The organism is Brachybacterium netajii (SeqCode), assembly GCF_054114245.1.
In genome coordinates, this window is the sequence record NZ_JBSYXB010000007.1 from 23733 (window position 1) to 46595 (window position 22863).

The 22863-nt window shown below is 73.4% G+C and carries 20 protein-coding genes and 1 pseudogene; 14 read left to right on the forward strand and 7 right to left on the reverse strand.

Going from position 1 to position 22863, the window contains the following annotated elements:
* The first annotated feature begins 84 nt into the window (after positions 1-84).
* The 4 genes from ACXET9_RS12520 to ACXET9_RS12535 all read left to right on the forward strand — a co-directional run bounded on the left by ACXET9_RS12520 (position 85) and on the right by ACXET9_RS12535 (position 3262).
* A complete protein-coding gene (locus tag ACXET9_RS12520) occupies positions 85-1008 on the forward strand; it encodes a LysR family transcriptional regulator (protein WP_457886961.1) in 924 nt (307 codons plus the stop codon).
* A 121-nt stretch (positions 1009-1129) separates the two neighbouring features.
* On the forward strand, positions 1130-1732 hold the full coding sequence (locus tag ACXET9_RS12525) for a hypothetical protein (RefSeq protein ID WP_457886962.1): 603 nt from the start codon (positions 1130-1132) through the stop codon (positions 1730-1732).
* Positions 1725-2531 carry an ABC transporter ATP-binding protein gene (locus ACXET9_RS12530; protein ID WP_457886963.1) on the forward strand — a complete coding sequence of 269 codons (807 nt, stop codon included), beginning with the start codon at positions 1725-1727 and terminating at the stop codon, positions 2529-2531. Before ACXET9_RS12525 ends, ACXET9_RS12530 begins: the two co-directional genes overlap by 8 nt.
* A complete protein-coding gene (locus tag ACXET9_RS12535; protein WP_457886964.1) occupies positions 2528-3262 on the forward strand; it encodes an ABC transporter permease in 735 nt (244 codons plus the stop codon). Before ACXET9_RS12530 ends, ACXET9_RS12535 begins: the two co-directional genes overlap by 4 nt.
* 34 nt (positions 3263-3296) lie before the next feature.
* On the opposite strand, the gene ACXET9_RS12540 is transcribed toward ACXET9_RS12535, so the two are convergent.
* The gene (locus tag ACXET9_RS12540; protein WP_457886965.1) at positions 3297-3587 is read right to left on the reverse strand and encodes a DUF1905 domain-containing protein; all 291 of its coding nucleotides are present in this window, start codon (positions 3585-3587) and stop codon (positions 3297-3299) included.
* A gap of 110 nt (positions 3588-3697) precedes the next feature.
* Here ACXET9_RS12540 and ACXET9_RS12545 point away from each other — a divergent pair, with 110 nt between their 5' ends.
* The 5 genes and pseudogenes from ACXET9_RS12545 to ACXET9_RS12565 form a co-directional block, all read left to right on the forward strand.
* A complete protein-coding gene (locus ACXET9_RS12545) occupies positions 3698-4447 on the forward strand; it encodes a hypothetical protein (protein ID WP_457886966.1) in 750 nt (249 codons plus the stop codon).
* A 261-nt stretch (positions 4448-4708) separates the two neighbouring features.
* Positions 4709-5416 carry a copper chaperone PCu(A)C gene (locus tag ACXET9_RS12550; protein WP_457886967.1) on the forward strand — a complete coding sequence of 236 codons (708 nt, stop codon included), beginning with the start codon at positions 4709-4711 and terminating at the stop codon, positions 5414-5416.
* On the forward strand, positions 5413-6822 hold the full coding sequence (locus ACXET9_RS12555) for a Dyp-type peroxidase (protein WP_457886969.1): 1410 nt from the start codon (positions 5413-5415) through the stop codon (positions 6820-6822). The genes ACXET9_RS12550 and ACXET9_RS12555 overlap by 4 nt, the downstream gene beginning before the upstream one ends.
* A 485-nt stretch (positions 6823-7307) precedes the next feature.
* A complete protein-coding gene (locus ACXET9_RS12560) occupies positions 7308-8798 on the forward strand; it encodes a gluconokinase (protein ID WP_457886970.1) in 1491 nt (496 codons plus the stop codon).
* Positions 8799-8978: 180 nt separating this feature from the next.
* Positions 8979-9578 (forward strand): annotated as a pseudogene (locus tag ACXET9_RS12565) (metal-dependent transcriptional regulator); the annotation flags it as partial.
* On the opposite strand, the gene ACXET9_RS12570 reads toward ACXET9_RS12565, so the two are convergent.
* The 3 genes from ACXET9_RS12570 to ACXET9_RS12580 are packed head-to-tail and all read right to left on the reverse strand — an operon-like array spanning position 9509 to position 12134.
* Complete coding sequence (locus tag ACXET9_RS12570) at positions 9509-10525, reverse strand: metal ABC transporter permease (protein ID WP_457886972.1); 1017 nt, start codon at positions 10523-10525, stop codon at positions 9509-9511. The pseudogene ACXET9_RS12565 and the gene ACXET9_RS12570 sit on opposite strands and share 70 nt — an antisense overlap.
* Positions 10522-11259 carry a metal ABC transporter ATP-binding protein gene (locus tag ACXET9_RS12575; protein WP_457886973.1) on the reverse strand — a complete coding sequence of 246 codons (738 nt, stop codon included), beginning with the start codon at positions 11257-11259 and terminating at the stop codon, positions 10522-10524. The genes ACXET9_RS12570 and ACXET9_RS12575 overlap by 4 nt, the downstream gene beginning before the upstream one ends.
* Positions 11256-12134 (reverse strand): metal ABC transporter substrate-binding protein, encoded by an 879-nt coding sequence (locus ACXET9_RS12580; protein ID WP_457887089.1) that lies wholly within the window; start codon positions 12132-12134, stop codon positions 11256-11258. The genes ACXET9_RS12575 and ACXET9_RS12580 overlap by 4 nt, the downstream gene beginning before the upstream one ends.
* 493 nt (positions 12135-12627) lie before the next feature.
* Between ACXET9_RS12580 and ACXET9_RS12585 the strand changes: the two genes are divergently transcribed.
* Positions 12628-12897, forward strand: a complete 270-nt coding sequence (locus ACXET9_RS12585; protein ID WP_457886974.1) for a hypothetical protein — start codon at positions 12628-12630, stop codon at positions 12895-12897.
* Between the two features lie 252 nt (positions 12898-13149).
* On the opposite strand, the gene ACXET9_RS12590 is transcribed toward ACXET9_RS12585, so the two are convergent.
* From ACXET9_RS12590 to ACXET9_RS12600, 3 genes are all read right to left on the reverse strand, one after another.
* A complete protein-coding gene (locus ACXET9_RS12590; protein ID WP_457886975.1) occupies positions 13150-14475 on the reverse strand; it encodes a mannitol dehydrogenase family protein in 1326 nt (441 codons plus the stop codon).
* Entirely contained in the window at positions 14472-15905 is a 1434-nt protein-coding gene (gene uxaC / locus ACXET9_RS12595) for a glucuronate isomerase (protein ID WP_457886977.1), read from the reverse strand. Before uxaC ends, ACXET9_RS12590 begins: the two co-directional genes overlap by 4 nt.
* Positions 15906-16095: 190 nt before the next feature.
* Positions 16096-17088 carry a LacI family DNA-binding transcriptional regulator gene (locus tag ACXET9_RS12600; RefSeq protein WP_457886978.1) on the reverse strand — a complete coding sequence of 331 codons (993 nt, stop codon included), beginning with the start codon at positions 17086-17088 and terminating at the stop codon, positions 16096-16098.
* 370 nt (positions 17089-17458) lie between these two features.
* Here ACXET9_RS12600 and ACXET9_RS12605 point away from each other — a divergent pair, with 370 nt between their 5' ends.
* The 4 genes from ACXET9_RS12605 to ACXET9_RS12620 all read left to right on the forward strand — a co-directional run bounded on the left by ACXET9_RS12605 (position 17459) and on the right by ACXET9_RS12620 (position 22853).
* Positions 17459-17668, forward strand: a complete 210-nt coding sequence (locus tag ACXET9_RS12605; RefSeq protein ID WP_457886979.1) for a heavy-metal-associated domain-containing protein — start codon at positions 17459-17461, stop codon at positions 17666-17668.
* The gene (locus ACXET9_RS12610; protein WP_457886980.1) at positions 17668-18216 is read left to right on the forward strand and encodes a hypothetical protein; all 549 of its coding nucleotides are present in this window, start codon (positions 17668-17670) and stop codon (positions 18214-18216) included. The genes ACXET9_RS12605 and ACXET9_RS12610 overlap by 1 nt, the downstream gene beginning before the upstream one ends.
* The gene (locus tag ACXET9_RS12615) at positions 18213-20513 is read left to right on the forward strand and encodes a heavy metal translocating P-type ATPase (RefSeq protein WP_457886981.1); all 2301 of its coding nucleotides are present in this window, start codon (positions 18213-18215) and stop codon (positions 20511-20513) included. Before ACXET9_RS12610 ends, ACXET9_RS12615 begins: the two co-directional genes overlap by 4 nt.
* Before the next feature lie 201 nt (positions 20514-20714).
* The gene (locus ACXET9_RS12620) at positions 20715-22853 is read left to right on the forward strand and encodes a heavy metal translocating P-type ATPase (RefSeq protein WP_457886982.1); all 2139 of its coding nucleotides are present in this window, start codon (positions 20715-20717) and stop codon (positions 22851-22853) included.
* The last annotated feature ends 10 nt before the right edge of the window (positions 22854-22863 follow it).

Below are 22863 nucleotides of genomic sequence, written 5' to 3' on the forward strand. Positions count from 1 at the left end.
CCCGGTAGGACAAGCGAACATTCATGATGGACTGTTCAGTCCTGCTGTCGCATTCTGCGGGCTCGCCGCCCTAGGGTGGGACGCATGCTCGATCCCGTGAAGCTGCGCGTGCTGCGCTCGGTCGCCGAGACCGGGAGCATCCGCGCGAGCGCCGAGGCCCTGGGGTACACGCCCTCGGCCGTCAGCCAGCACCTGTCCGCCCTCCGCCGGGACACCGGGGTCGCGCTCGTCGAGCGCAGCGGGCGCGGCATCGTCGTCACCGCCGCCGGGCATCGCCTCGCCGAGCGGGCCGGCACCGCCCTCGAGGCCCTCGACGACGTCGACCGCCTCGCCCGCGAGCTCGCGAGCGGACGCACCGGCACCCTCGGCCTCGGCTACGCCACCTCCGTGGCGGCCACCTGGGTGCCGCGGGTGGCCAGCGACGTCCGCCGCGTGTTCCCCGACCTGCAGCTCGAGCTCATGCACCGCGACTGCACGATGCAGGAGGCGGGGCAGCGCTACGACGTGATCATCGCCGACGCCGACTCCCCCGACTTCGGCCCCGAGTGGACCGGCCTCGATCTCGTCGAGGAGGTCTACTCGGTGCTCGTCGCCGCCGACCATCCCCTCGCCGCCCGCGACGGCATCGCCCTGCACGAGCTCGCCGACCTGGCCTGGGCGACCGACGACCCGCTGGACTCCTGGTGGTTCGCGCGGATCCTCGCGGCCTGCCGCGCCGCCGGCTTCGCGCCCCGCGTCGAGGTGAACCCGTCCGACTTCGCGACCGTCGGCGGCTTCGTCGCGACCGGCGACTGCATCAGCGTGCAGCCCTCGCTCATCGCCGCGACCCCGCTGCCCGGCGTCGCCGCGATCCCGCTGCGGCGCCCGTGCCCCGAGCGCCGGGTCCAGGTGCGGGTGCGACGCTCCGCGGCCGACAGCCCGGCGACCCGCTTCATCGTCCGCCGCCTGCACGAGATCGCCGACGACACCGCCGCGACGGTCCCCGGCGTCACCGCCCTGCGGGGCTGAGAGGCTGGGGGCTGGGGGCACGCAGCACGCCGGAGAGGGCGCCGATCCCGCATCGGGCCCTCCCGCGCCGCCCGTCGCAGGAGCATGATGGAGGGACAGCCCAGCGACGGAGGATCCCACCATGGCCGACGACGGCACCCAGTCCACCAGCACCGACGCATCCGACAGCGGCCGTGGCACCGACAGCAGCCGTGGCACCGGCGTCGACATCGACCGGCGCATCCGCGAGCTGTCCGTCTGGGCGACGATCGCCGACGACACGCTGATCATGGAGGTCGACATCGCCGGCAGCGAGGACGAGCTCTGGCGCGCCCTCACCGACCCCGAGCAGCTCGCCCGCTGGTCCCCCGTCGTCCCCGACCGGCCGCTGACGACCGTCGGCCCCGCCCTCGCGCGCGAGAACCCCGACGACGAGCCCGTCGCCGCCGACGTCCTCGCCGTCGCCGGCGAGCACGCCGTCACCCACCGCTGGGGCGATGCGACCGTCGGCTGGATGATCGAGGAGGGACGCCTGGACCTGCAGGTCGGGCTCCCGCGCCTGGAGGACGCCCAGTACTTCGCGGCCGGCTGGCAGGTGTGCCTCGCCGTCCTCGACGCGCAGCTGCAGGGCATCGAGCAGGAGCGGATCGTCGGGCGCGACGCCCTCGACCACGGCTGGGAGGAGCTGCGCCGCGGCTTCGCCGAGGAGTTCGGCCACGAGCTCGGCGAGGCGAGCGGTGACTGACCGCCCGCCCGGGGCCGGGGCGACCGGACTCGCAGTCGCGGTGCGCGGATTGACCGTGCGCCGCGGACGCCGCGACGTGCTGCACGACGTCGACCTGGAGGTCGCGTGCGGCACGATCTGCGGGCTCCTGGGCCCCTCCGGCAGCGGGAAGACGACGCTGATCCGGGCGATCGTCGGCTCGCAGCGGATCACCGGCGGCACGATCGAGGTTCTCGGCGAGCGCGCCGGCTCCGCGGGGCTGCGCTCGCACGTCGGCTACGTGACGCAGGCGGCGAGCGTCTACGACGACCTCACCGTCGGCGAGAACCTGACGTACTTCGCGCGCCTGCTGCGCCGGCCGGACCGCGTGGCGCCGACGCTCGCGGCGACCGAGCTCGCCCCCTATGCCGGCCGGCGCGTCGACGCCCTCTCCGGCGGCCAGCGCTCCCGCGTGTCGCTCGCGGTGGCGCTGCTGGGCGAGCCGGAGCTGCTGGTGCTCGACGAGCCGACCGTCGGCCTCGACCCGCTGCTGCGGGCATCGCTGTGGGCGATGTTCGCGCGCCTCGCGGCCGACGGGACGACGCTGCTGGTCTCGAGCCATGTCATGGACGAGGCCGCGCACTGCACCGACCTGGTGCTGCTGCGGGAGGGCCGCACGATCGCGCAGGGCGCCCCGTCGGCCCTGGTCACGCGCACGGGCGCGGCCGATATCGAGGGCGCGTTCATCGCGCTCGCGACGAGCGGGGCGGCCAGCGCGGCCAGCGCGGCCGGCGCCGACGGCTCGGCGCAGTCCGCGGACGGGCCGGGGGCTCGGCCGTGACCCCGCGCGCGACGCTCGCGACCGCCGAACGGGTGCTGCGGCAGATCCGGCACGACCGTCGGACCCTCGCGCTCCTGCTCGTCGTCCCCTCGCTGCTGCTGATGCTCGTCGCCTGGATCTTCTCCGACACCCCGGTGTTCGACGGGATCGCCCCGTCGCTCATCGCGATGTTCCCGTTCATCACGATGTTCCTGGTGACCTCGATCGCGACCCTGCGGGAGCGCCGCTCGGGGACCCTCGAGCGGCTGCTGAGCATGCCCGTCGGGAAGGGCGACCTGATCATCGGCTACGCGCTCGCCTTCGGTCTGCTCGCGGTGGTGCAGTCGCTCGTGTGCGTCGGCGTCGCGGTGTGGGTGTGCGGGGTCGACATCGGCGAGCATCCGACCCTGCTGCTCCTCGCGGCCGCGCTGAACGGCGTGCTGGGCACCTCGCTCGGCCTGTTCACCAGCGCCTTCGCCGCGACCGAGTTCCAGGTCGTCCAGTTCATGCCGGTGTTCGTGTTCCCGCAGATCCTGCTGGCGGGCCTCTTCGTCCCCACGGAGGATCTCCCGACGGGCCTCGAGCAGCTCTCGCGGATCCTCCCGATGACGCACTCCTTCGAGGCCCTCGCCGAGCTCGCCGCCCCCGACGCCGATCTCTCCGCCGCCGGCGCTCACATCGCTGTGATCTGCGGCTTCACCGTCGCGTTCCTCGTGATCGGCTCGCTGTCGCTGCGCCGTCGGACGGCGTGAGGAGAGAGCGGGAACCCGGAACCGCGGAGCCCGCTCACACCCCGCTGATGTGCAGGTCGACGGTGACGGCGTCGCCCGGGCCAACGCCCTCGGCGCGCTGCACGACGACCTTGATCGGCACGAGATAGCCGCCGTCCCGGGGGAACAGCGAGGTCGTGAACTCGGTGCCGCCGACACGGGCCGACACCGGGATGCAGCCCCAGCCGTAGGTGACCTCGCGCGCGACCGCGGCGATCGCGCCGGCCTCCGGGGCGGGCACGGGCACGAACACGTACGGCGCCGGGCCGCGCCACGCGATCGCCTCGGCGGTGAAGAGCAGGTCCATGCCACGGCAGGGTAGTCCGCACGGCAGGGCAGGGCAGGGCAGGGCAGGGCAGGGCAGGGTCACCCAGGGCGGCCTGCACGGCACGGCGTCCGCACGGCACAATGGTGGCCATGTCCTCGAGCCGATCCCCGCTGCGCCTGCTGCGCGGCGGCGCCGCCGCGACGATCGCCACGGCGGTCGCGCTCAGCGGCCACGTGATCGGCGGCGGCGACATGCCCGGCTGGCTCGGGGTCCTCGTGCCCTGGTGGCTGTCCGTCGCGGCCTGCACCGTGCTCGCGGGCTCCCGGTTCTCCCCGGCGAGGATGTCGGCCGCGGTGCTGACCAGCCAGGTGCTCTTCCACGGCCTGTTCATGGCCGGCACCGTCACGGACTCCGCGGTGGTGCTGCAGGCGCCTCCCGGCAAGAGCCTCGACCACCATGCGCACCTGATGGGCGGCACGGCCGCGTCGTCGGCTGCGTCGTCGGCCGGCTCATCGGCCGGTTCGTCGGCCGCGAGCCATGCCGCGCATACGCCGACGGGCGGGGCGACGGGATCGTCGGACGCGTCCGTCCACACGACCCACTCGATGCTCGAGCATGCGCTCGGCGGCGTCGGCGGATGGCCGATGATCATCGGCCACCTCGCGGCCGCGGTCGTGACGATCGTGCTGCTGCAGCGCGGCGAGACGATGCTCTTCCGCTGCTTCGGCCTGGCGCGGACGCTGCTCGCGTTCCTGCGGCCCGTGCGCGTCGTCGTCCCGACGTTCGTGCTGCCGGCGCCCCGACGCGTCGGCCCCTCGACCGCGCGCGTGCGGCGCGTCCGTCGCGCGGTCCTCTCTCCGCAGCTGAGGCGGGGACCTCCGGTCGTCCTGGCCGCCTGACCAGCACTGCTGGTCGTCCCGTCTCTCCCGCGCGCTGCGTGACGACGGGCCGACGTGCGCTGTCCGCGGCCGCTCCCGGACCGATCACCCCCCTGCTCGACGCCCGGCCCGACCGGATGCGACGCCCCTCCCAGCGACCCCGCCCCCGCGCGGCGGCATGCCGCGGAGCCGCGCCGTCCCGTCCGGTCCCGCCGTCACCGGGCCCCAGCGCCCGCGCGCCCCTGCGCGCTCCGCGTCGAGCCTCCCCGAGAGGACTCCCCTGTGCACCGCACTGCCCGCGCTCCCCGCATCTCCCCTGCCCGCAGCCCCTTCGTCTCCCGCCGCGCCGCCCTGGCCGGCCTCCTCCTCGCCCCTGTCGCCGGCCTCGCCCTGACCGCCTGCTCCTCCGACACCGCCGACGATGCCGATGCCGACGGCGGCGCCGCCTCGGACGGCGGGACCTCGGGCGGCACGACCGATGCCGACGCCGCCGACGGGGCCGGCATCACCATCACCGACCCCTGGGCGAAGGCCGCCGAGTCCGGCATGACCGCCGCCTTCGGCACCCTCACCAACACCACCTCCTCCGACGTCACCCTCGTGTCCGTCACCAGCGACGTCTCCGACATGGTGCAGCTGCACGAGACCTCCGCCGACGGCTCCGGCGGCATGAGCATGCAGGAGAAGGAGGGCGGCTTCGCGATCCCCGCGGGCGGCACCCTCGTCCTCGAACCCGGCGGGAACCACATCATGCTGATGGACCTCGCCGAGCCGCTCCTCGCCGGCGACGTCCTCGAGCTGACCCTCGTCTTCGCCGACGGCGCCGAGGTGCCGATGTCCGCCACGATCAAGGACTTCACCGGCGCCGACGAGAACTACGGCGACGACATGGACCACGGCGACATGGACGACATGGATCACGAGGACGCCGAGGACGATGGGGACGCCGGCCACGGCGACCATGCGGCCTCCGACGGCGGTGAGGCATGAGCCCCCGCGAGACGCCCGGCGGCCGGAACTCTTCGGGCGGGCGGTCAGCACCCGCCGGTGGGTCGGCGCCCGTCGATCGCGCCGATGCTCGAGCCCGGCGCCGGCCCGGTCGCCGTCAGCTGCTGCTGGCGGGGACGGCCGGGGCGGGCGCCGTGGGCGTCGGCGCCGCCGCGATCGGGTTGGACCGCGCCCTGGGATCGGGGGGCGGGTCCTCGGCCTCCGACGCGTCCGGCGCGTCCGACGCGTCCGCGGCGCTCCTCCACGGCGGGGCGACCGTCCCCTTCCACGGCGAGCATCAGGCCGGCATCGCGACGCCCGCGCAGGGCTTCGCGTCGTTCATCGCACTGGACCTGCGCGAAGACGTCGACCGCGAAGGCATCATCCGGATGCTGCGCCTGCTCACCGACGACGCCGCCCGCCTCACCCAGGGGCGCGCGGCCCTCGCCGACACCGAGGAGGAGATGGCGGAGGATCCTGCGAGCCTCACGGTCACCGTCGGCTTCGGGCCGGGCCTCCTCCAGCGCGCGGAGCGGGAGGTCCCGGCATGGCTCGCCCCGCTGCCCGCCTTCGAGATCGACGAGCTCGAGGACGCCTTCATCGACGGCGACCTCCTGCTCCAGGTCTGCGCCGACGATCCGCTGACCCTCGCGCACGCCGCCCGCATGCTCCTGAAGGACGCCCGCTCCTTCACGACCGTGCGCTGGGTGCAGCAGGGCTTCCGCCGCGCCTGGGGCACCCAGCGCCCCGGCACCACCCTGCGCAACCTCTTCGGCCAGCTCGACGGCACCGCGAACCCGCTCCCCACCGGCGCGGACGGCGGGGAGGCCGACGGAGCTGACGCCGGCGACGCGGACTCCTTCGCCCGCACCGTGTGGATCACCGAGGGCGACTTCGCCGGCGGCACCTCGATGGTGATCCGCCGGATCCGCATGGACCTCGACGAATGGGACCGCGTGGACCGCACCGCACGCGAGGAGTCCACGGGCACGCGGCTCGCCGACGGCGCCCCGCTGACCGGCGGCACCGAAGGCTCCGACCCGGACTTCGAGGCGGTCTCGGAGAACGGCTTCGCGGTCATCGCCGAGTTCTCGCACATGCGTCGGGCACGGGGTGTGGACGAGGCCGGCAGCGGGTCGGGCAGCGAGTCGGGCGGCGGGGAGACGATCTTCCGCCGGCCCTACAACTACGAGCTGGCACCGGAGATCGGATCCGAGGAGCTGTCCGACTCGGGGCAGATCTTCGTGTCCTTCCAGGCCGACGTGCTGGGCCAGTTCGTGCCCATCCAGCAGCGTCTCTCCGACCTCGACCTGCTGAACCAGTGGACCACGCCCATCGGCTCCGCGGTCTTCGCGATCCCGCCGGGCTGCGCCGAGGGCGAGTACCTGGGCCAGACGGTGCTCGAGTAGCTCCTCCTGGTCGCACAGCGCCGGAGCCAGACCGAGCAGGCCTGAGATCAGGACAATTCGCCGGTTCGTCCTCCGGCCGATCGGAGGTGCGTCCACGAACGGGATCTGAGCGGCATCTGCCCTGCATATAGCAGGGCAGATGCCGCTCACGTCCCCTTCACGTTCAGCACCCCCGGCGAGGGGCGCGACATCCCGGCCAGTGTCCCGGCGAGGGGCGCGACATCCCGGCCAGTGTCCCGGCGAGGGGCGCGACATCCCGGCCAGAACCCCGGCGAGGGACGCGACGACGGCAACCGGAGCCCCACCGGCGGCAACCTCGCGCGCCGGCCCTCCCACCACCGCCCGGATCATGGCAACCGGACAGCTCTCGGTGGCAACCGGCGGCGTCATCCTCCTGCGGCGGGCGGGCGCTCCCTATCCTGGGCCGTGACCGCTCCCCCGGCGCGGGTGCCCGACGACGCGCCGCCGACCCGCAGGAGACCCTCGTGACCCCCCGTTTCAGCATCCCCACCGACGATGCGCAGGCCCCCTTCGTCATCGGTCTGGACATCGGCTCCGGCGGCACGCGCGCGGCGGTGTACGACGCGAGCGGACGCGAGGTCGGTCAGCGCCACCACAAGGTCGCGCACACCTTCACCTCCGAGGCCGACGGCACCTCCACGATCGATGCCGACCAGATCGTCGACGAGCTGCGCACGGCGATCGGCGCGGTGCTCGACGAGCGCCTCGCCGGCCCCGTCCTGGGGATCGGCTTCGACACCTTCGCCTCGTCCCTCGTCGCCGTCGACGCGAGCGGGAACGCGATCACCCCCTGCATCACCTATGCCGACACCCGCTGCCGCACCCAGGTCGCCGCGCTGCGCGAGTCCCTCGACGTCGATGCCCTGCATGAGCGCACCGGCGCCCGCCTGCACTCCTCCTACACCGCGCCGCGCCTGGCCTGGCTGCGCGAGGCGCACCCCGACGTCTTCGCCCGCACCGAGCGGTTCATGGCGCTGGGCGAGTACGCGGCGTTCAAGCTGCTGGGCACGCCCGCCCTCGGCACGGCGTCGGCCGCCTGGTCCGGCATGATCGACCGGCGCACCGGCGAGTACGTGCCCGAGCTGCTCGAGGCCGTCGGCGTCGCGGAGTCGGCGATGGGCCGTCCGCTGGATCCGTCGCAGGGCGTCCCCGTCGGCGGGACCCCGCTCGCCGCGGAGTTCCCGCAGCTGAGCGATGCCGTGTGGGTCCCGGTGATCGGCGACGGCCTCTCCGCGAACCTCGGCATCGGCGCGCTCGGCGGCGCCACCTGGGGCATCTCCACGGCGACCTCGGGGGCGATCCGCCAGCTGATCCCCACGCACGACGGCACCCTGCCCAGCGGCCTGTGGGCGTACCGGGTGGATGCGGCCCGCACGCTCGTCGGCTCCGCGATGAGCGACTGCGGCCGCGTGCTCGACTGGGCCCGCTTCCAGCTGGCGATCCCCGAGGACATCTCCCTCACGGACACCGCCTCCCTGTTCTCGGCGCCCCCGTCGGAGGGCACGCCGATCGTGATCCCGTTCCTCTCCGGGGAGCGCGGCACGAAGTGGCGCGACGGCGCCCGCGCGATGTTCGCGAACGTGTCCGCGTCCACCACCGCCGAGGACATGCTCCGCGGCGCGATGGAGGGCGTGGCCCTGTCGTACCTGCGCATCGCCGATCAGATGCGCGAGATGAGCGGCGAGCCCGAGCGCATCGTCCTGTCCGGCGGCATGACCGAGGCGATCCCCGGCTGGCTGCACCTGCTGGCCGACGCCCTCGGCGCCCCGATCGACCATGTCGCCGTGTCCCGGTCGACGATGCGCGGCTCCGCCGTCCTCGCCCTCGAGCAGGTCGCGCCCGACGCGCCGTCCGTGGAGATCCCCGTGCTGCGCCGCGTCGAGCCCGTCGCCGCGCACGCCGACTACTACCGCGAGCGGCTCGAGCGCTTCGAGAAGCTGTCCGACCTGGCCTGAACGGGGACCGCGCATCGGGCTCGCGGGGCATCTGAGGGTGGACGTCGATGAACGCGCAGATCAGCGATCTCGGCGGTCGGCTCCGACAGCAGCGGCATCGCACCCGGGCCGATCCGCTGATCCCCCCGAGCGTCGGGCCGGTCGCTCCACTGCTGCCGCGGAGTTGGCTACCTTGGCCTCATGTCTGTCTCCGAGCTGTCGACCAGCGCCCAGAACTATCTCAAGGCCATCTGGAGCCTCGGTGAGTGGTCCCAGGAGCCGGTGACGGTCTCGGCGATCGCGGAGCGGGTGGGAGTGCGTCTCTCCAGCGTGTCCGACGCGCTGCGGAAGCTCGGCGAGCAGGGCCTGGTCGAGCACACCCGCTACGGTGCGATCGCGCTGACCGAGCCGGGGCGCGGACATGCGCTGGCCATGGTGCGTCGGCACCGTCTGATCGAGACGTTCCTCGTGCGCGACCTCGGCTACGGCTGGGAGGAGGTCCACGACGAGGCCGAGCAGCTCGAGCACGCGGTCTCCGACCTGCTCGTCGAGCGGCTCGACGCCCATCTCGGCCGGCCTTCGCGCGATCCGCACGGCGATCCGATCCCTGCGGCCGACGGGTCCGTCGACCGGCCCGATGCGCAGCTCCTCTCCGCCCTGCCGGCGGGGACGCGGGCCCGCGTGGAGCGGATATCCGACGCGGACCCGCGCCTGCTCACCTTCTGCGCCGCTCAGGGCATCGTGGTCGGGGCGGAGCTCGAGATCCGCGAGGGGCCGGAGTTCTCCGACGCCCTCGAGGTGTCGATCCTCGGCTCGGACGCCGCGGTGCCGCTGGGACGCTCGGCGACCGAGTCGATCTGGGCATCGGCCGCGCCCTTCCCCGCGGGCTGAGCCCGTCCGTCGCCGCGCCGTTCCCGGCGCCGGGCCAGCAGCCCGTAGCGGGGCGCGAACAGGTGGACCAGCGCGTACAGCACCCCCTGCACGAGCACGATCAGCCCGCCGGAGGCGGCGTCGAGCCAGTAGCTGAGCAGGATCCCGAGCGCTGACGCCGCGACCGACAGGGACGGGGCGATCAGCAGCATGCGGGAGAAGCGATCGGTGAGCAGGCGTGCCGTCGCGCCGGGGATGACCAGCATCGCGACCACCAGGATCACCCCCACCACCTGCAGCGCGACCACCGCGGTGAGGGCGAGCAGCCCCAGCAGGAGGGCGCCGAGCCGGCGCGGGGACAGGCCGATCGCCCGGGCGTGCGTGGGATCGAAGGCATAGAGGGTGAGGTCGCGCCTCCGCATGAGCAGCAGCACCAGCACGATCCCGGCGAGCACCGCGATCTGCACGAGGTCCGCCTTCGAGACGCCGAGCACGCTGCCGAAGAGGATGTGTCCGAGGTCGGTGTGGCTCGGGGTGATGGAGACCAGCACGAGCCCCAGCGCGAACAGGGTCGTGAACACGATCCCGATCGCGGCGTCCTCCGCCACCCGGCGCGACGCGCGGACCGCGCCGATCAGCACCACCGCGAGGATCCCGAACACGATCGCCCCGAGCGCGAAGGGCAGGCCCAGCGCGTAGGAGAGGACCACGCCGGGCAGGACGGCATGCGAGACCGCGTCCCCCATCAGCGACCAGCCGATGAGCACCAGCCAGCAGGACAGGAGAGCGCAGACCACCGCGGCGAGGGAGGTGGCGGCGAGCGCGCGCAGCATGAAGTCGTACTGCAGCGGCTCGGCGACCAGGTCGAGCGGGCTCATCGCGCGGCCGCCTCCCGAGCCATCGGGTCCAGGCCGAAGGCGCGGGCGAGCATCGCCGGCTCCAGGGCTTCGACGACCGGGCCGTGGAACAGGAGCCGGCGCCGCAGCAGCACGGCGGAGTGGGCGAGCTCGGGCAGCGCGTGGAGGTCGTGGGTGGAGACGAGCACGGTGCAGCCGTCGGCCGCGAGCTCGCGCAGCACGCCGACGAGCAGGGCCTCGCTGCGCTTGTCGACCCCGGCGAAGGGCTCGTCGAGGAGGAGGGTGCGGGCGCCCTGGGCCAGGCCTCGGGCCACGAAGGCGCGGCGTCGCTGCCCGCCGGAGAGCCGTCCGATCGGCCGACGGGCGAGGTCCGTCAGCTCGACCCGTTCGAGCGCCTCGGCGACCGCGCGACGGTCCGCGGGGCGGGGCCGACGGGTCAGGCCCTGGTGGCCGTAGCGGCCCATCATCACCACATCGGCCACGCTGACGGGGAAGGCCGCGTCGATCGCCTCGCCCTGCGGGACGTACCCGATCGCTCCGCGGCGGCGGGCCCGGACGGGCGCCTCGTCGCCGAGGAGGATCCGGCCGGAGGCGATCGGGACGGTGCCCATGATCGCGCTGAACAGGGTGGACTTCCCGGCGCCGTTCATACCGACCAGGCCGGTCACCTCCCCGGCCGCGACGTGCACGCTCAGGCCATCCAGGGCGGTGACCTCGCCGTACCGGACCGTGAGGTCGTCCGCATGGATGCTCATGCGGCGGCCTCCGTCCCGGTCAGGCCCTCGACGATGACGTCGGCATCGTGCCGGAGCAGGTCGAGATAGGTGGGGACGGGGCCGCCCTCCTCTGAGAGCGAGTCGACGTAGAGGGTGCCGCCGAAGCGGGCGCCGGTCGCCTCGACGACCTGCTGCATGGGGGCGTCGGAGACGGTCGACTCGCAGAACACGGCGGGGACGCCCTGGTCGCGGACGGTCTCGATGATCGCGGCGATCTGCTGCGGCGTGGCCTGCTGCTCGGCGTTGACGGGCCAGATGTAGTGCTCCTCGAGACCCACGTCGCGGGCGAGATAGGAGAAGGCGCCCTCGCAGGTCACGAGCGCGCGTTCGTTCTGAGGGAGGGAGCCGACGGTCTCGACGAGCTCGTCGTGGATCTGCTGGAGCTGCCGGGAGTAGGCCTCGCCGTTCCGCTCGTAGTCCTCGGAGTGCTCGGGGTCGAGCGCGCTGAAGGCCGTGACCATGTTCTCGACATAGACCTGCGCCGCCTCGGGGCTCATCCAGGCGTGAGGATTCGGCGTGCCCGGGCTCCCGGCGATGTCGAGCACCTCGACCCCGTCGGAGACCACCGCATGGGGGACATCGGCCGTCTCGACGAACTGGGCGAACCAGGCTTCGAGGTGCAGGCCGTTGTCGAGGATCAGGTCCGCCTCGGAGGCCTTGGCGACGTCACCGGGGGTGGGCTCGTAGCCGTGGATCTCGGCACCGGGCTTGGTGATCGACTCGACGCGGAGATGGTCTCCGGCCACGTTCTGCGCGATGTCCTGCAGGACGGTGAAGGTGGTCAGCACCATCGGACGCCCCTCTCCCGCCGTGCTCCCGGCCCCGCTCGGGCCGCACCCTGCCAGCAGCAGCATCAGCGTCGCCACCACAGCGACCGCTCCTGTCCCGCCTCGTGCTCCTCGCCTCACGGCGCCACCTCTTCGCTTCATCTCTCGTCATTGTTCGGCATGCCTAACTTTGTAGATGGCACTGTCTCACAACGGATGCCCGGAGTCACGCGACCGACGCGTGCGCCGGGCGATACGGGCGCGTCGCCCCCTCCCCTCCGCGGCAACCTGCTGATCGCCCACTCCGTCGTCGAGGACGACGAGGTCACCGGCGTCATCGCCTGGCCCGAGGGCGCCCCCGGGGAGCGCCTCGCCCTCAGCCCTCGACCGTCGTCGACCGCCCCACCACTCCGACGACTGGTCCCCCCGACGCTCCGGATCGGGGATCCTCGGGGCATGTCTTCTCCCCTGCCTCCCATCCCGACGTCCCCCTCCGAGCCGCCGTCGGGCGACCCGGCGACGCACGGTCACCGTGCGGGCGGCGCTCCCGTGCCCGGCAGACCGTGCGGGCGGCGCTCCCGTGCCCGGCAGCACCGGCCATCCCGGCATTGCCGGCACCAGCGGCAATCCCGGCAACAGCACCAACAGCACCAACAGCACCAACAACGTCTTGTACGTCGTCGCGTCGGTGCTGTTCCTCGTCGCAGCCGGCTTCTTCTTCCTCGCGGGCATCCCCCAGCTCAGCCTCGTGTTCCTGAGCCTGAGCCTGGTGTTCGTCGTCATCGCGGCCGTCTCCGCCACGAAGCGGGCCGACGACGGATCCGCCCCGGGAGGGCCGCCGACGCGCTGAGCCCCGGGCCTTCGACGGCCTCTCCGCGGCCCGTCGCCTCGGCACGATGTCCCGGGCACGACGCCCCCGGGCGCGACGCCCCCGGCACGTCGCCCCCGGGCACGACGCCCCCGGCACGACGCCCCCGGCACGACGCCCCCTGAACGCCGCCCGAACGACATCGTGGGTGCGACCCCCTGTCGGGAGGTCGCACCCACGATGCTTCTGTCAGTCGGCGCGTCGGTCGAGCGCCGATCAGGCGCCCAGCGCCTCTCAGGCGCGAGGCAGTCGCTGCTCCTCGCGGACGACGGCGGCGACCAGCGGGTCGCCGGCCTCGACGCCCAGGAGGGCGAGGAGGGCGGTCACGCGGGCGACGTCGGCCGCCTCGTCGGACGCGCCGGCGCCAGCAGCACCGGCACCGCCGCCGACGGCCGCGGCGATGTCCGCGGAGCGGGGGTCGGAGACCTCGTGGCCGGCGCGGACGCGGTCGGTGACCCAGGCGGTCCAGGCGGCGACCGCGGAGACCTCGCCGGGGGCGTTCTCGGGGCCGCCGCGCTCGGCGATGACCGGGAGCGCGCGGACCGGGAGCTTGACGGTGCCGTCGGCGGCGATGCGGATGAGGTTGTCCGCGAGGCGCGGGTTGCGGAAGCGCTCCTCGAGGGCCGCGGTGTAGGCGTCGAGCTGCTCGACGGGGAGGTCGAGGGTGGAGCGGGCCTCGGACCAGAGGGCCTCGACGAGGGCGCGCACCTCGGGGTGGGCGATGGCCTCGTCGACGCGCTCGACGCCGGCGACCTGCCCGGCGTACGCCATGAGGGTGTGGGCGCCGTTGAGCAGGCGCAGCTTGCGCAGCTCGTGGAGCTCGATGTCGTCGGTGAACTGGGCGCCGGCCTTCTCCCACTCGGGGCGTCGGCCGCGGAAGGAGTCCTCGAGGACCCATTCGCTGAAGGGCTCGGTGACGACGGGGACGGTGTCGGCGAGGCCGGTGCGCTCGGCGACGAGGGTGGAGGCGCCGTCGTCGGCCGAGGGGGTGATCCGGTCGACCATCGTGGAGACGACGTCGACGTGATCGTCGAACCAGGCGCGGGTGTCGTCGTCGGCCGCGGCGAGGACGGCCTCGCGCAGCACCTGGCCGTTGCCGGTCAGGTTGTCGCAGGCGACGAGCGCGATCGTGTCCTCGACGCCGGCCTCGCGGCGGGCCCTGAGGCCGAGGGCGAGACGGGCGGGGGCCGAGACCGCGGGATCGTTCCCGGCGGCGTAGCCCTTCTCCGTGATGGTGAGGGTGACGACGGCGGTCAGCGGGTCGGCGACGAGGCCGACGAGCGCGTCGACGTCGGAGGCCGGGAGGACCTCGTCGAGCACGTCGATGATCTCGACGGCGTCGTCCTCGGCGCCGCGCACGATGAGCCCGTACTTCCCGCCCTGGGCGGTGAGGGCGTCGGCCATGGCGGCGGAGCGGCCGGTGAAGGCGCTGACGGTCCAGCCGCCGGCGCGCTGCGTCATCAGCAGGGTGTGGGCGCGGGCGAAGTTGCCGATGCCCAGGTGGACGAGGCGGCCCTCGGGGGCGGGGTGCGCGGGATGCGTCGGGGTCGCAGTGCTCATGCGGCGTCCTCCTGGTCGAGGCGGAACACGTGGCGGGGCTGCTGCTCGGGGAGGGTGTCGGCGATCGCGGCCGCGTCCTCCTCGCGCATGCGGTGCTCGGCCACGAGGCCCGCGAGATGCGTGGCGTCGAGGCGGCGGGCCATGTCGTGGCGGGCCGGGATGGAGCAGAAGGCGCGGGTGTCGTCGATGAAGCCCGAGGTGCGGCTGTAGCCGATGGTCTCGGAGACGGCGCGGCGGTAGCGGAGGATCGCGTCGGGCGCGTCGATGAACCACCAGGGCGCACCGGCGTACACCGACGGGTAGACGCCGGCCAGCGGGGCGATCTCGCGGGAGAAGACGGTCTCGTCGATCGTGAACAGCACCGAGCGGAAGCCCGGCTCGAGGCCCACGTCGTTGAGCATCGGGCGGATGCTGTGGACGTAGTCGACGGAGGTCGGGATGTCGAAGCCGACGTCGGCGCCGTACTTCGCGAAGATCGCGTCGTTGTGGTTGCGGTCGACGGCCGGGTGGATCGTCATGACCAGGCCGTCCTCGGAGGCCAGCCGCGCCTGGTCGGCGAGGAGGTGGCGGCGCAGCGCGACGGCCTCGTCGGCCGTGACGGTGCCGGCCAGGGCCGACGCGTAGATCCGGCGCGCGTCCTCGATCTCGAGGCGCTGGGTGCCCGGATCCAGGTGCGCGTGGTCGGAGGAGACGGCGCCGTGGTCGCGGAAGTAGAGGCGGCGCGTGCGCATGGCCTCGAGGTGGCCGTCGTAGCTGCCGGTGTCGACGCCGGCGGCGGCGCCGAGGGCCTCGACGAGCTCGCGGAAGTCGGCGCGGCCGGGCTCGAGGTACTTGTCGGGGCGGAAGGTCGGCAGGACCTCGCCGGTGAAGGCGTCGTCGGCCGCGAGGGCGGCATGGGGGGCGAGGTCGTCGGTCGGGTCGTCGGTCGTCGCCATGACGCTGATCCTGAAGCGCTCGAAGAGGGCGCGGGGACGGAACTCCGGCTGCGCGAGCTTCGCGGAGATCTCGTCGAACATGGCGTCGGCGGTCTCGGGGGAGAGCACGGTGGTCAGGCCGAAGACCTCGTGGAACTCGTGCTCCATCCACAGGCGGGAGGGGGTGCCGGCGTAGGCGTGCCAGTGCTCGGCGAGGAGGCGCCAGGCGGCGCGGGAGTCGGCCTCGTCGAGGGGGCCGCGGCCGACGCCGAGCTCCGAGAGGTCCACGCCGCGCGAGAACATCAGCCGGTTGACGTAATGGTCGGGCGTGATGAACAGCGAGGTCGGGTCGCGGAAGGGCTCGTCGTCGAGCAGCAGTCGCGGATCCACGTGACCGTGGGGGGAGATGATCGGCTGCTCGGCCATCCGCGCGTAGAGGGAGCGCGCGATGTCGCGCACGGCGGGGTCGGCGGGCAGCAGTCTGTCCTGATGGGGAACGTAGGCCTCGTTGCTCATACCGGCATGATGCGTGCCCGGCCCGGATCCTGCTCGTCGTTGTCGTCGGTTGCCGAATCTGGCAACCGCGTTCCGACCTGCGGAATCGGGTGCGGCCGACGGGCGGGCGGCCGACGGACGGCCCGCCGGCGGGTGCGCGGCCGGCGGAGGTTGCCGACGGGTGCGGTCCGCGCCTTCCGGCTCAGCGCCCCTAGCGGGGCCCGCTCGAGCCGCGGGGCACGAGCTTGACCGGGAGCGACCCCTCGACGGGGGTGCGGTGCGCCGACGGGTTCTCGATGCGGCGCACGAGGCGCTCGACGGCCGCGCGGCCCTGGGCGCGCTTCGGGGTGACGAGGGTGGTCAGGCCGCCACCGACGAAGCGCGACAGCGGGATGTCGTCGTGGCCGACGACGGAGAGGTCCCCGGGGACCCGGACGCCGGCGCGGACCGCCGAGACCAGGAAGCCGAGGGCGATCAGGTCGTTGTAGCAGATCACGGCGTCGGGGACCTCGGGGATCTCCGCGAAGGCCTGCTCGCCGCCGAGGGCGGTGGGCGAGTACGGCCCGTGGCGGACGATGTGCAGGCCGTGGGCGCGGGCGGCGGTGCGGGCGGCGCGCCAGCGCTCCCCGTCGGACCAGGAGTTCACCGGGCCGGCGATGTAGGTGACGGTACGGGCGCCGGTGGCGGCGACATGCGCCATCGCCTGGCCCATGCCGTGCTCGTAGTCGGGGGTGACGGAGTCCAGTCCGGCGACGCGCCGGTTCAGGACGACGACGGGCAGTCGCTTGGTCAGGTGGTTCAGGACGGCGTCGGGCAGCCGCGTCCCGGCGAGGACGACGCCGTCGACCACGTTCACCGCGCTCTCGAGGCTCTCGCGCTCTCGCTCCTCGTCCTCGACGCTGTCGAGCAGGAGCAGCAGGTAGCCGTGCTCCTTCGCCGCTTCCTGCATGCCGGAGATGAGCTCGGCGAAGTACGGGTTGGTGAGGTCGGGGATCTCGATGCCGAGACGGTGATGGCGCTGGTCGCGCTCCTGCGAGGCGGGCGCCGAGGTGCGATAGCCGAGCTCCTTCGCGGCCGCCATGACCTTCGCGTGGGTCGCGGCGCTGACGCGGCCGGGCCGCGAGAACGCCCGCGAGACCGTGGACGGCGCGACCTCGGCGAGCTTGGCCACGTCGTAGATCGTCACGCGCTCGTCGTCGGTCACATCGGTCTCCTTCGTCGTCCTCGACGTCCGGGCGTCACCGCCCTCGATCCGGTCGTCGGCCTCCCGCCGCTCGGCCCTGCGGCCGATCGGCCGTCCGGCCGCCTGGGCAGAACCATACCGCCGAATCAGGCAACTTCTGGCAAGACTCCCGGTCACAGGCTTCTCCGTCGGCCGACGGACGGGACCCGCCACCCGTCGTCCCACCCGTCGTCCCACCCGTCATCCCACCCGTCGCTCCACCGATCCCGACGATGTGACCCCCGTCTCTCCCATCGCTCCCCCGCACTCCTTGCGGAATACCCCAAGGGGGTATAGCGTCCTGTCTCGTAGCGATACCCATAGGGGGTATCCGGAACCGAGGAGGACCTCCATGAGCGCGAACGAGTACCAGGTGACGGGCATGACCTGCGGCCACTGCGAGATGTCGGTCCGCGAGGAGGTCGGCGAGATCTCCGGCGTCACCGACATCCAGGTCAGCGCCCAGACCGGCAGGCTCGTCGTGACCGGCCCCGCCGAGATCGACGATGCGCTGGTGCTGGCCGCCGTCGAGGAGGCCGGATACTCGGCGGTGCGCATCTGATGAAGGCGCCGACCAGGCTCGCGGTCTACGGAGCGGGTCTCGTGGTGGCGTTCGGCGGAGCCTTCGGGCTCGCCGGCGTCGTCATCCCCGAGAGCGTCGTGACCGCCTGGGCCGCCAGCAGCGCGGCGAGCTCGCACGACGAGGGCGACGTCGCGGGCCACGCCGCGTCCGTCGAGTCCCCGGAGTCGCGCACCGACGAGGTCGACGGGTACACCGTCGCCCTCGAGGGCGAGCTCACCGCCGGATCCCCGAGCGACCTGACGGTCACCGTGGAGCGCGACGGCGAGCCCGTCACCGCCCTCGAGCCCTACCTCGGCGCGTTCGGCCATCTGGTCGCGCTGCGTGAGGACGATCTCGCCTACCTCCGCATCCACCCCACCGGCGACGCGCCGGCCGCGGGCGAGACCGGGGGCCCGGAGATCGGCTTCCGCACCGAGGCCCCCACCGCGGGCCGTTACCTGCTCCACCTGGACTTCCAGGTCGACGGGGAGGTCCGCACCGCGCAGTTCGCGGTCGACGCCGCATCAACAGGAGAGGACACGCAGTGAGCACGCTAACGGCAGCGGACACCGGAGCGCCGCTGATCGCGGACGCCGGCATCGAGCTCGAGATCGGCGGGATGACCTGCGCCTCCTGCGCGAACCGGATCGAGCGGAAGCTCAACAAGCTCGACGGCGTCAGCGCCACGGTCAACTACGCGACCGAGAAGGCCAAGGTCACCGTCCCCGCGGGCTACGACCCGGCGCTGCTGGTGGCCGAGGTCGAGAAGACCGGCTACACCGCCGCGCTCCCGAAGCCCCCGAAGGCCCAGGGCTCCGGCGGCTCCGGCGATGCCGACGACGACAGCGCTGACGCCTCCGATCCGGAGCTGACCGCGCTCCGCCACCGCCTGATCGGCGCGATCGTGCTCACCGTCCCGGTGATCGCGATGGCGATGATCCCCGCGCTCCAGTTCACCTACTGGCAGTGGGCGTCCCTGACGCTGGCCGCGCCGGTGATCGTGTGGGCGGCCTGGCCGTTCCACAAGGCCGCCTGGACGAACCTCAAGCACGGCGCCGCGACGATGGACACGCTCATCTCGATGGGCACGAGCGCCGCCCTGCTGTGGTCGCTGTACGCGCTGTTCCTCGGGACCGCGGGCACTCCGGGCATGACGCACCCCTTCGAGTTCACGATCGCCCCGTCGGACGGCGCCGGCAACATCTACCTCGAGGCCGCGGCCGGGGTCACCATGTTCATCCTCGCGGGCCGCTACTTCGAGAAGCGGTCCAAGCGGGAGGCGGGCGCCGCGCTGCGGGCCCTGCTCGAGCTCGGCGCGAAGGAGGTCGCGGTCCTGCGCGACGGCGTCGAGGTCAGGATCCCGACCTCGGAGCTCCAGGTGGGCGACGAGTTCGTGGTCCGGCCCGGCGAGAAGATCGCGACCGACGGCGAGGTCGTCTCCGGCACCTCCGCCGTGGACGCCTCGATGCTGACGGGCGAGTCCGTGCCGGTCGAGGTCGCCCCGGGCGACCCCGTGACCGGTGCGACGGTGAACGCCGGCGGCCGCCTCGTCGTCCGCGCGACGCGCGTCGGCTCCGACACGCAGCTCGCGCAGATGGCGAAGCTCGTCGAGGACGCGCAGACCGGCAAGGCCGAGGTCCAGCGCCTCGCCGACCGGATCTCGGGGATCTTCGTCCCGATCGTCATCGTGATCGCGGTCGTCGCCCTCGGCGCCTGGCTGGGAGCCGGCTTCCCGGTCTCCGCGGCCTTCACCGCCGCCGTCGCGGTCCTCGTGATCGCCTGCCCGTGCGCCCTGGGTCTCGCGACCCCGACCGCGCTGCTCGTCGGCACCGGCCGCGGCGCGCAGATGGGCATCCTCATCAAGGGCCCCGAGGTCCTCGAGTCCACCCGGAAGGTCGACACCGTCGTGCTCGACAAGACCGGCACCGTCACCACCGGGAAGATGACGCTCGTCGACGCGATCGTCGAGCCCGGCACCGACCGCGCCGCGCTGCTGCGCCTCGCGGGAGCCCTGGAGGACGCCTCCGAGCACCCGATCGCCCAGGCCGTCGCCCAGGGCGCGGTCCAGGAGATCGGCCAGCTCCCGACCGTCGAGGGCTTCGCCAGCATCGAGGGCAAGGGCGTGCGGGGCGTCGTCGACGGGCACGAGGTGCTCGTCGGCCGCGAGTCCCTGCTGGCTGACGCCGGCCAGCGGCTCTCCCCCGCGATCGCCGCCGCGAAGGCGGCCGCCGAGGGCGAGGGCAAGACCGTCGTCGCCGTCGGCTGGGACGGGCGGGCGCGCGGGATCCTCGTGATCGCCGACGCCGTCAAGCCCACCAGCGCCGAGGCCATCCGCGGGCTGAAGGCCCTGGGCCTCACCCCGGTGCTGCTCACCGGCGACAACCGGGCCGTGGCGGAGCGGATCGCCGCCGAGGTCGGCATCGACGAGGTCATCGCCGAGGTCCTCCCCCAGGACAAGGTCGACGTCGTCACCCGCCTCCAGGGCGAGGGCAAGGTCGTCGCGATGGTCGGCGACGGCGTCAACGACGCCCCCGCGCTCGCGCAGGCCGACCTCGGCCTCGCGATGGGCACCGGCACCGACGTCGCGATCGAGGCCTCCGACATCACCCTGGTCCGCGGCGACCTGCGGGCCGCGGTCGACGCGATCCGCCTCTCCCGCAAGACCCTCGGCACGATCAGGACCAACCTGTTCTGGGCCTTCGCCTACAACGTCGCGGCCATCCCGATCGCGGCGCTGGGCATGCTCAACCCCATGCTCGCCGGCGCGGCGATGGCGTTCTCCAGCGTCTTCGTCGTCGGCAACAGCCTCCGCCTGCGCGGGTTCCGCAGCGTCGCCGAGCAGTGACGGGCATCCCGGCGGTCACGGCCGTCAGTCGTCGACCGCCGGGATCACACCCCTGACGGAATACCCCTAGGGGGTATATCGTTGATCAGATCGAAGGAACGAGGTCCGCTGGTGCGGGCGGCGCGCGGCACGACGGTCGCGGACGCCCGCCGCCGAGGCCCTCCACCGGTGGAGCACGACCCGACCAAGGGATGCAGAGCGATGACAGACCCGCACCACGACCACCACGAGCACGAGCACGAGCACGAGCACGAGCACGAGCACGAGCACGAGCATCATGCCGTCGCGACGTCGGCGCCGGAGCACAGCGACCACGCGAGCCATTCCGGCCACGGCGGCCACGGCGGCCACGGCGGCCACGGCGATCATGTCGCGCAGTTCCGGCGCCTGTTCTGGATCGATCTCGTCATCGCCGTCCCGGTGGTGGCGCTCTCGCCGATGTTCGCGATGCTGCTCGGCTACTCCGTGCCCGCCTGGGCGGGCTGGGTCGCCGCGATCCTCGGCACCGTCATGTACGTGCTCGGCGGGCGGCCGTTCCTCACCGGCGCCCGGGACGAGCTGAAGGCCCGCACGCCCGGGATGATGCTGCTGATCGCGCTCGCGATCACGGTCGCCTTCCTCGCGTCGTGGGCGGCGACGCTCGGCCTGGTCCACCATGAGCTCGAGTTCTGGTGGGAGCTCGCGCTGCTGATCGTCATCATGCTGCTGGGCCACTGGATCGAGATGCGGTCCCTCGCGCAGACGACGTCGGCGCTGGACTCCCTGGCCGCGCTGCTGCCCGATGAGGCCGAGCGCATCGAGGGCGATGAGGTCGTCCGCGTCTCCCCCGCCGATCTGCGCGTGGGCGATCTGGTGATCGTCCGGCCCGGCGGCAGCATCCCGGCCGACGGCGTGATCCGCGAGGGCCGCGCCGACATGGACGAGTCCATGATCACCGGCGAATCGCGCCCGGTCGCCCGCAGCGAGGGCGACGCTGTCACCGCCGGCACCGTCGCCACCGACTCCGGCCTGCGGATCGAGATCACCGCGACCGGGGAGGACACCGCCCTCGCCGGCATCGACCGCCTGGTCGCCGAGGCGCAGAGCTCCTCCTCGCGGGCGCAGCGCATCGCCGATCGCGCCGCCGCCTGGCTGTTCTGGTTCGCGCTGGTCGCCGCCATGATCACGGCCGTCGTCTGGGCGCTGAACGGCCAGCCCGACGACGCCGTCGTCCGCACCATCACCGTCCTCGTCATCGCCTGCCCCCATGCGCTGGGCCTCGCGATCCCGCTCGTCGTCTCGATCGCGACCGAGCGCGCGGCCCGCGGCGGCGTCCTGGTGAAGGACCGCCTGGCGCTGGAGTCCATGCGACAGGTCGACACCGTGCTGTTCGACAAGACCGGCACCCTCACCAAGGGCGAGCCCACCGTGACCGGCGTCGAGCCGGTCGGCGCGCTGGACGCCGACGCCGTCCTCGCCCTGGCCGCCGCGGCGGAGGCCGACAGCGAGCACCCGCTCGCCGCGGCCATCGTCGGCGCCGCCGAGGACCGCGGCCTCGTCCTCGAGCGGGCCAGCGGCTTCGTCTCCTCTCCGGCCGTCGGCGTGACCGCGACCGTCGGCGGGCACGAGATCCGCGTCGGCGGCCCCCGCCTCCTCGAGGAGACCGGCCAGCACGAGGTCCCCGCGGCCGACGCCTGGCGCGCCGAGGGCGCGATCATCCTGCACGTCCTGCGGGACGGCGCGGTCGTCGGCGGGCTCCGGCTCGCCGACGAGATCCGGCCGGAGTCCCGCGACGCGGTCGACGCCCTCCACGCGCTCGGCGTCGAGGTCGTCATGATCACCGGCGACGCCGAGGCCGTCGCCCGCGAGGTCGGCGACGCGCTCGGCGTCGACCGGGTCTTCGCGGGCGTGCGCCCCGAGGACAAGTCCGCGACCGTCGCCCGGCTGCAGGACGAGGGCCGGAAGGTCGCGATGGTCGGCGACGGCGTCAACGACGCTCCCGCCCTCGCCCAGGCCGACGTCGGCATCGCCATCGGCGCGGGGACCGACGTCGCGATCGCCTCCGCGGGCGTGATCCTCGCCAGCTCCGACCCGCGGTCGGTGCTCTCGGTGATCCAGCTGTCGCGCTCCGCCTACCGCAAGATGACGCAGAACCTGTGGTGGGCCGCCGGCTACAACCTGATCTCCGTGCCGCTCGCGGCCGGGATCCTCGCCCCGATCGGGTTCGTGCTGCCGATGTCCGTCGGCGCGATCCTCATGTCGGCGTCCACCGTCGTGGTCGCCCTCAACGCCCAGCTCCTGCGTCGCATCGACCTCTCGCCCGACGCCAGCACCCGCTCCGTCCTGGAGCACCGGAAGTGAAGGAAGCAGC

Excerpts from the sequence above, each read along its gene's own strand:
- ACXET9_RS12520 (WP_457886961.1), top strand. The coding sequence starts at position 85 with ATGCTCGATCCCGTGAAGCTGCGCGTGCTGCGCTCGGTCGCCGAGACC.
- ACXET9_RS12525 (WP_457886962.1), top strand. The coding sequence starts at position 1,130 with ATGGCCGACGACGGCACCCAGTCCACCAGCACCGACGCATCCGACAGC.
- ACXET9_RS12540 (WP_457886965.1), bottom strand. The coding sequence starts at position 3,587 with ATGGACCTGCTCTTCACCGCCGAGGCGATCGCGTGGCGCGGCCCGGCG.
- ACXET9_RS12545 (WP_457886966.1), top strand. The coding sequence starts at position 3,698 with ATGTCCTCGAGCCGATCCCCGCTGCGCCTGCTGCGCGGCGGCGCCGCC.
- ACXET9_RS12555 (WP_457886969.1), top strand. The coding sequence starts at position 5,413 with ATGAGCCCCCGCGAGACGCCCGGCGGCCGGAACTCTTCGGGCGGGCGG.
- ACXET9_RS12570 (WP_457886972.1), bottom strand. The coding sequence starts at position 10,525 with ATGAGCCCGCTCGACCTGGTCGCCGAGCCGCTGCAGTACGACTTCATG.
- ACXET9_RS12575 (WP_457886973.1), bottom strand. The coding sequence starts at position 11,259 with ATGAGCATCCATGCGGACGACCTCACGGTCCGGTACGGCGAGGTCACC.
- ACXET9_RS12580 (WP_457887089.1), bottom strand. The coding sequence starts at position 12,134 with ATGCTGCTGCTGGCAGGGTGCGGCCCGAGCGGGGCCGGGAGCACGGCG.
- ACXET9_RS12590 (WP_457886975.1), bottom strand. The coding sequence starts at position 14,475 with ATGAGCACTGCGACCCCGACGCATCCCGCGCACCCCGCCCCCGAGGGC.
- uxaC (WP_457886977.1), bottom strand. The coding sequence starts at position 15,905 with ATGAGCAACGAGGCCTACGTTCCCCATCAGGACAGACTGCTGCCCGCC.
- ACXET9_RS12605 (WP_457886979.1), top strand. The coding sequence starts at position 17,459 with ATGAGCGCGAACGAGTACCAGGTGACGGGCATGACCTGCGGCCACTGC.
- ACXET9_RS12610 (WP_457886980.1), top strand. The coding sequence starts at position 17,668 with ATGAAGGCGCCGACCAGGCTCGCGGTCTACGGAGCGGGTCTCGTGGTG.
- ACXET9_RS12620 (WP_457886982.1), top strand. The coding sequence starts at position 20,715 with ATGACAGACCCGCACCACGACCACCACGAGCACGAGCACGAGCACGAG.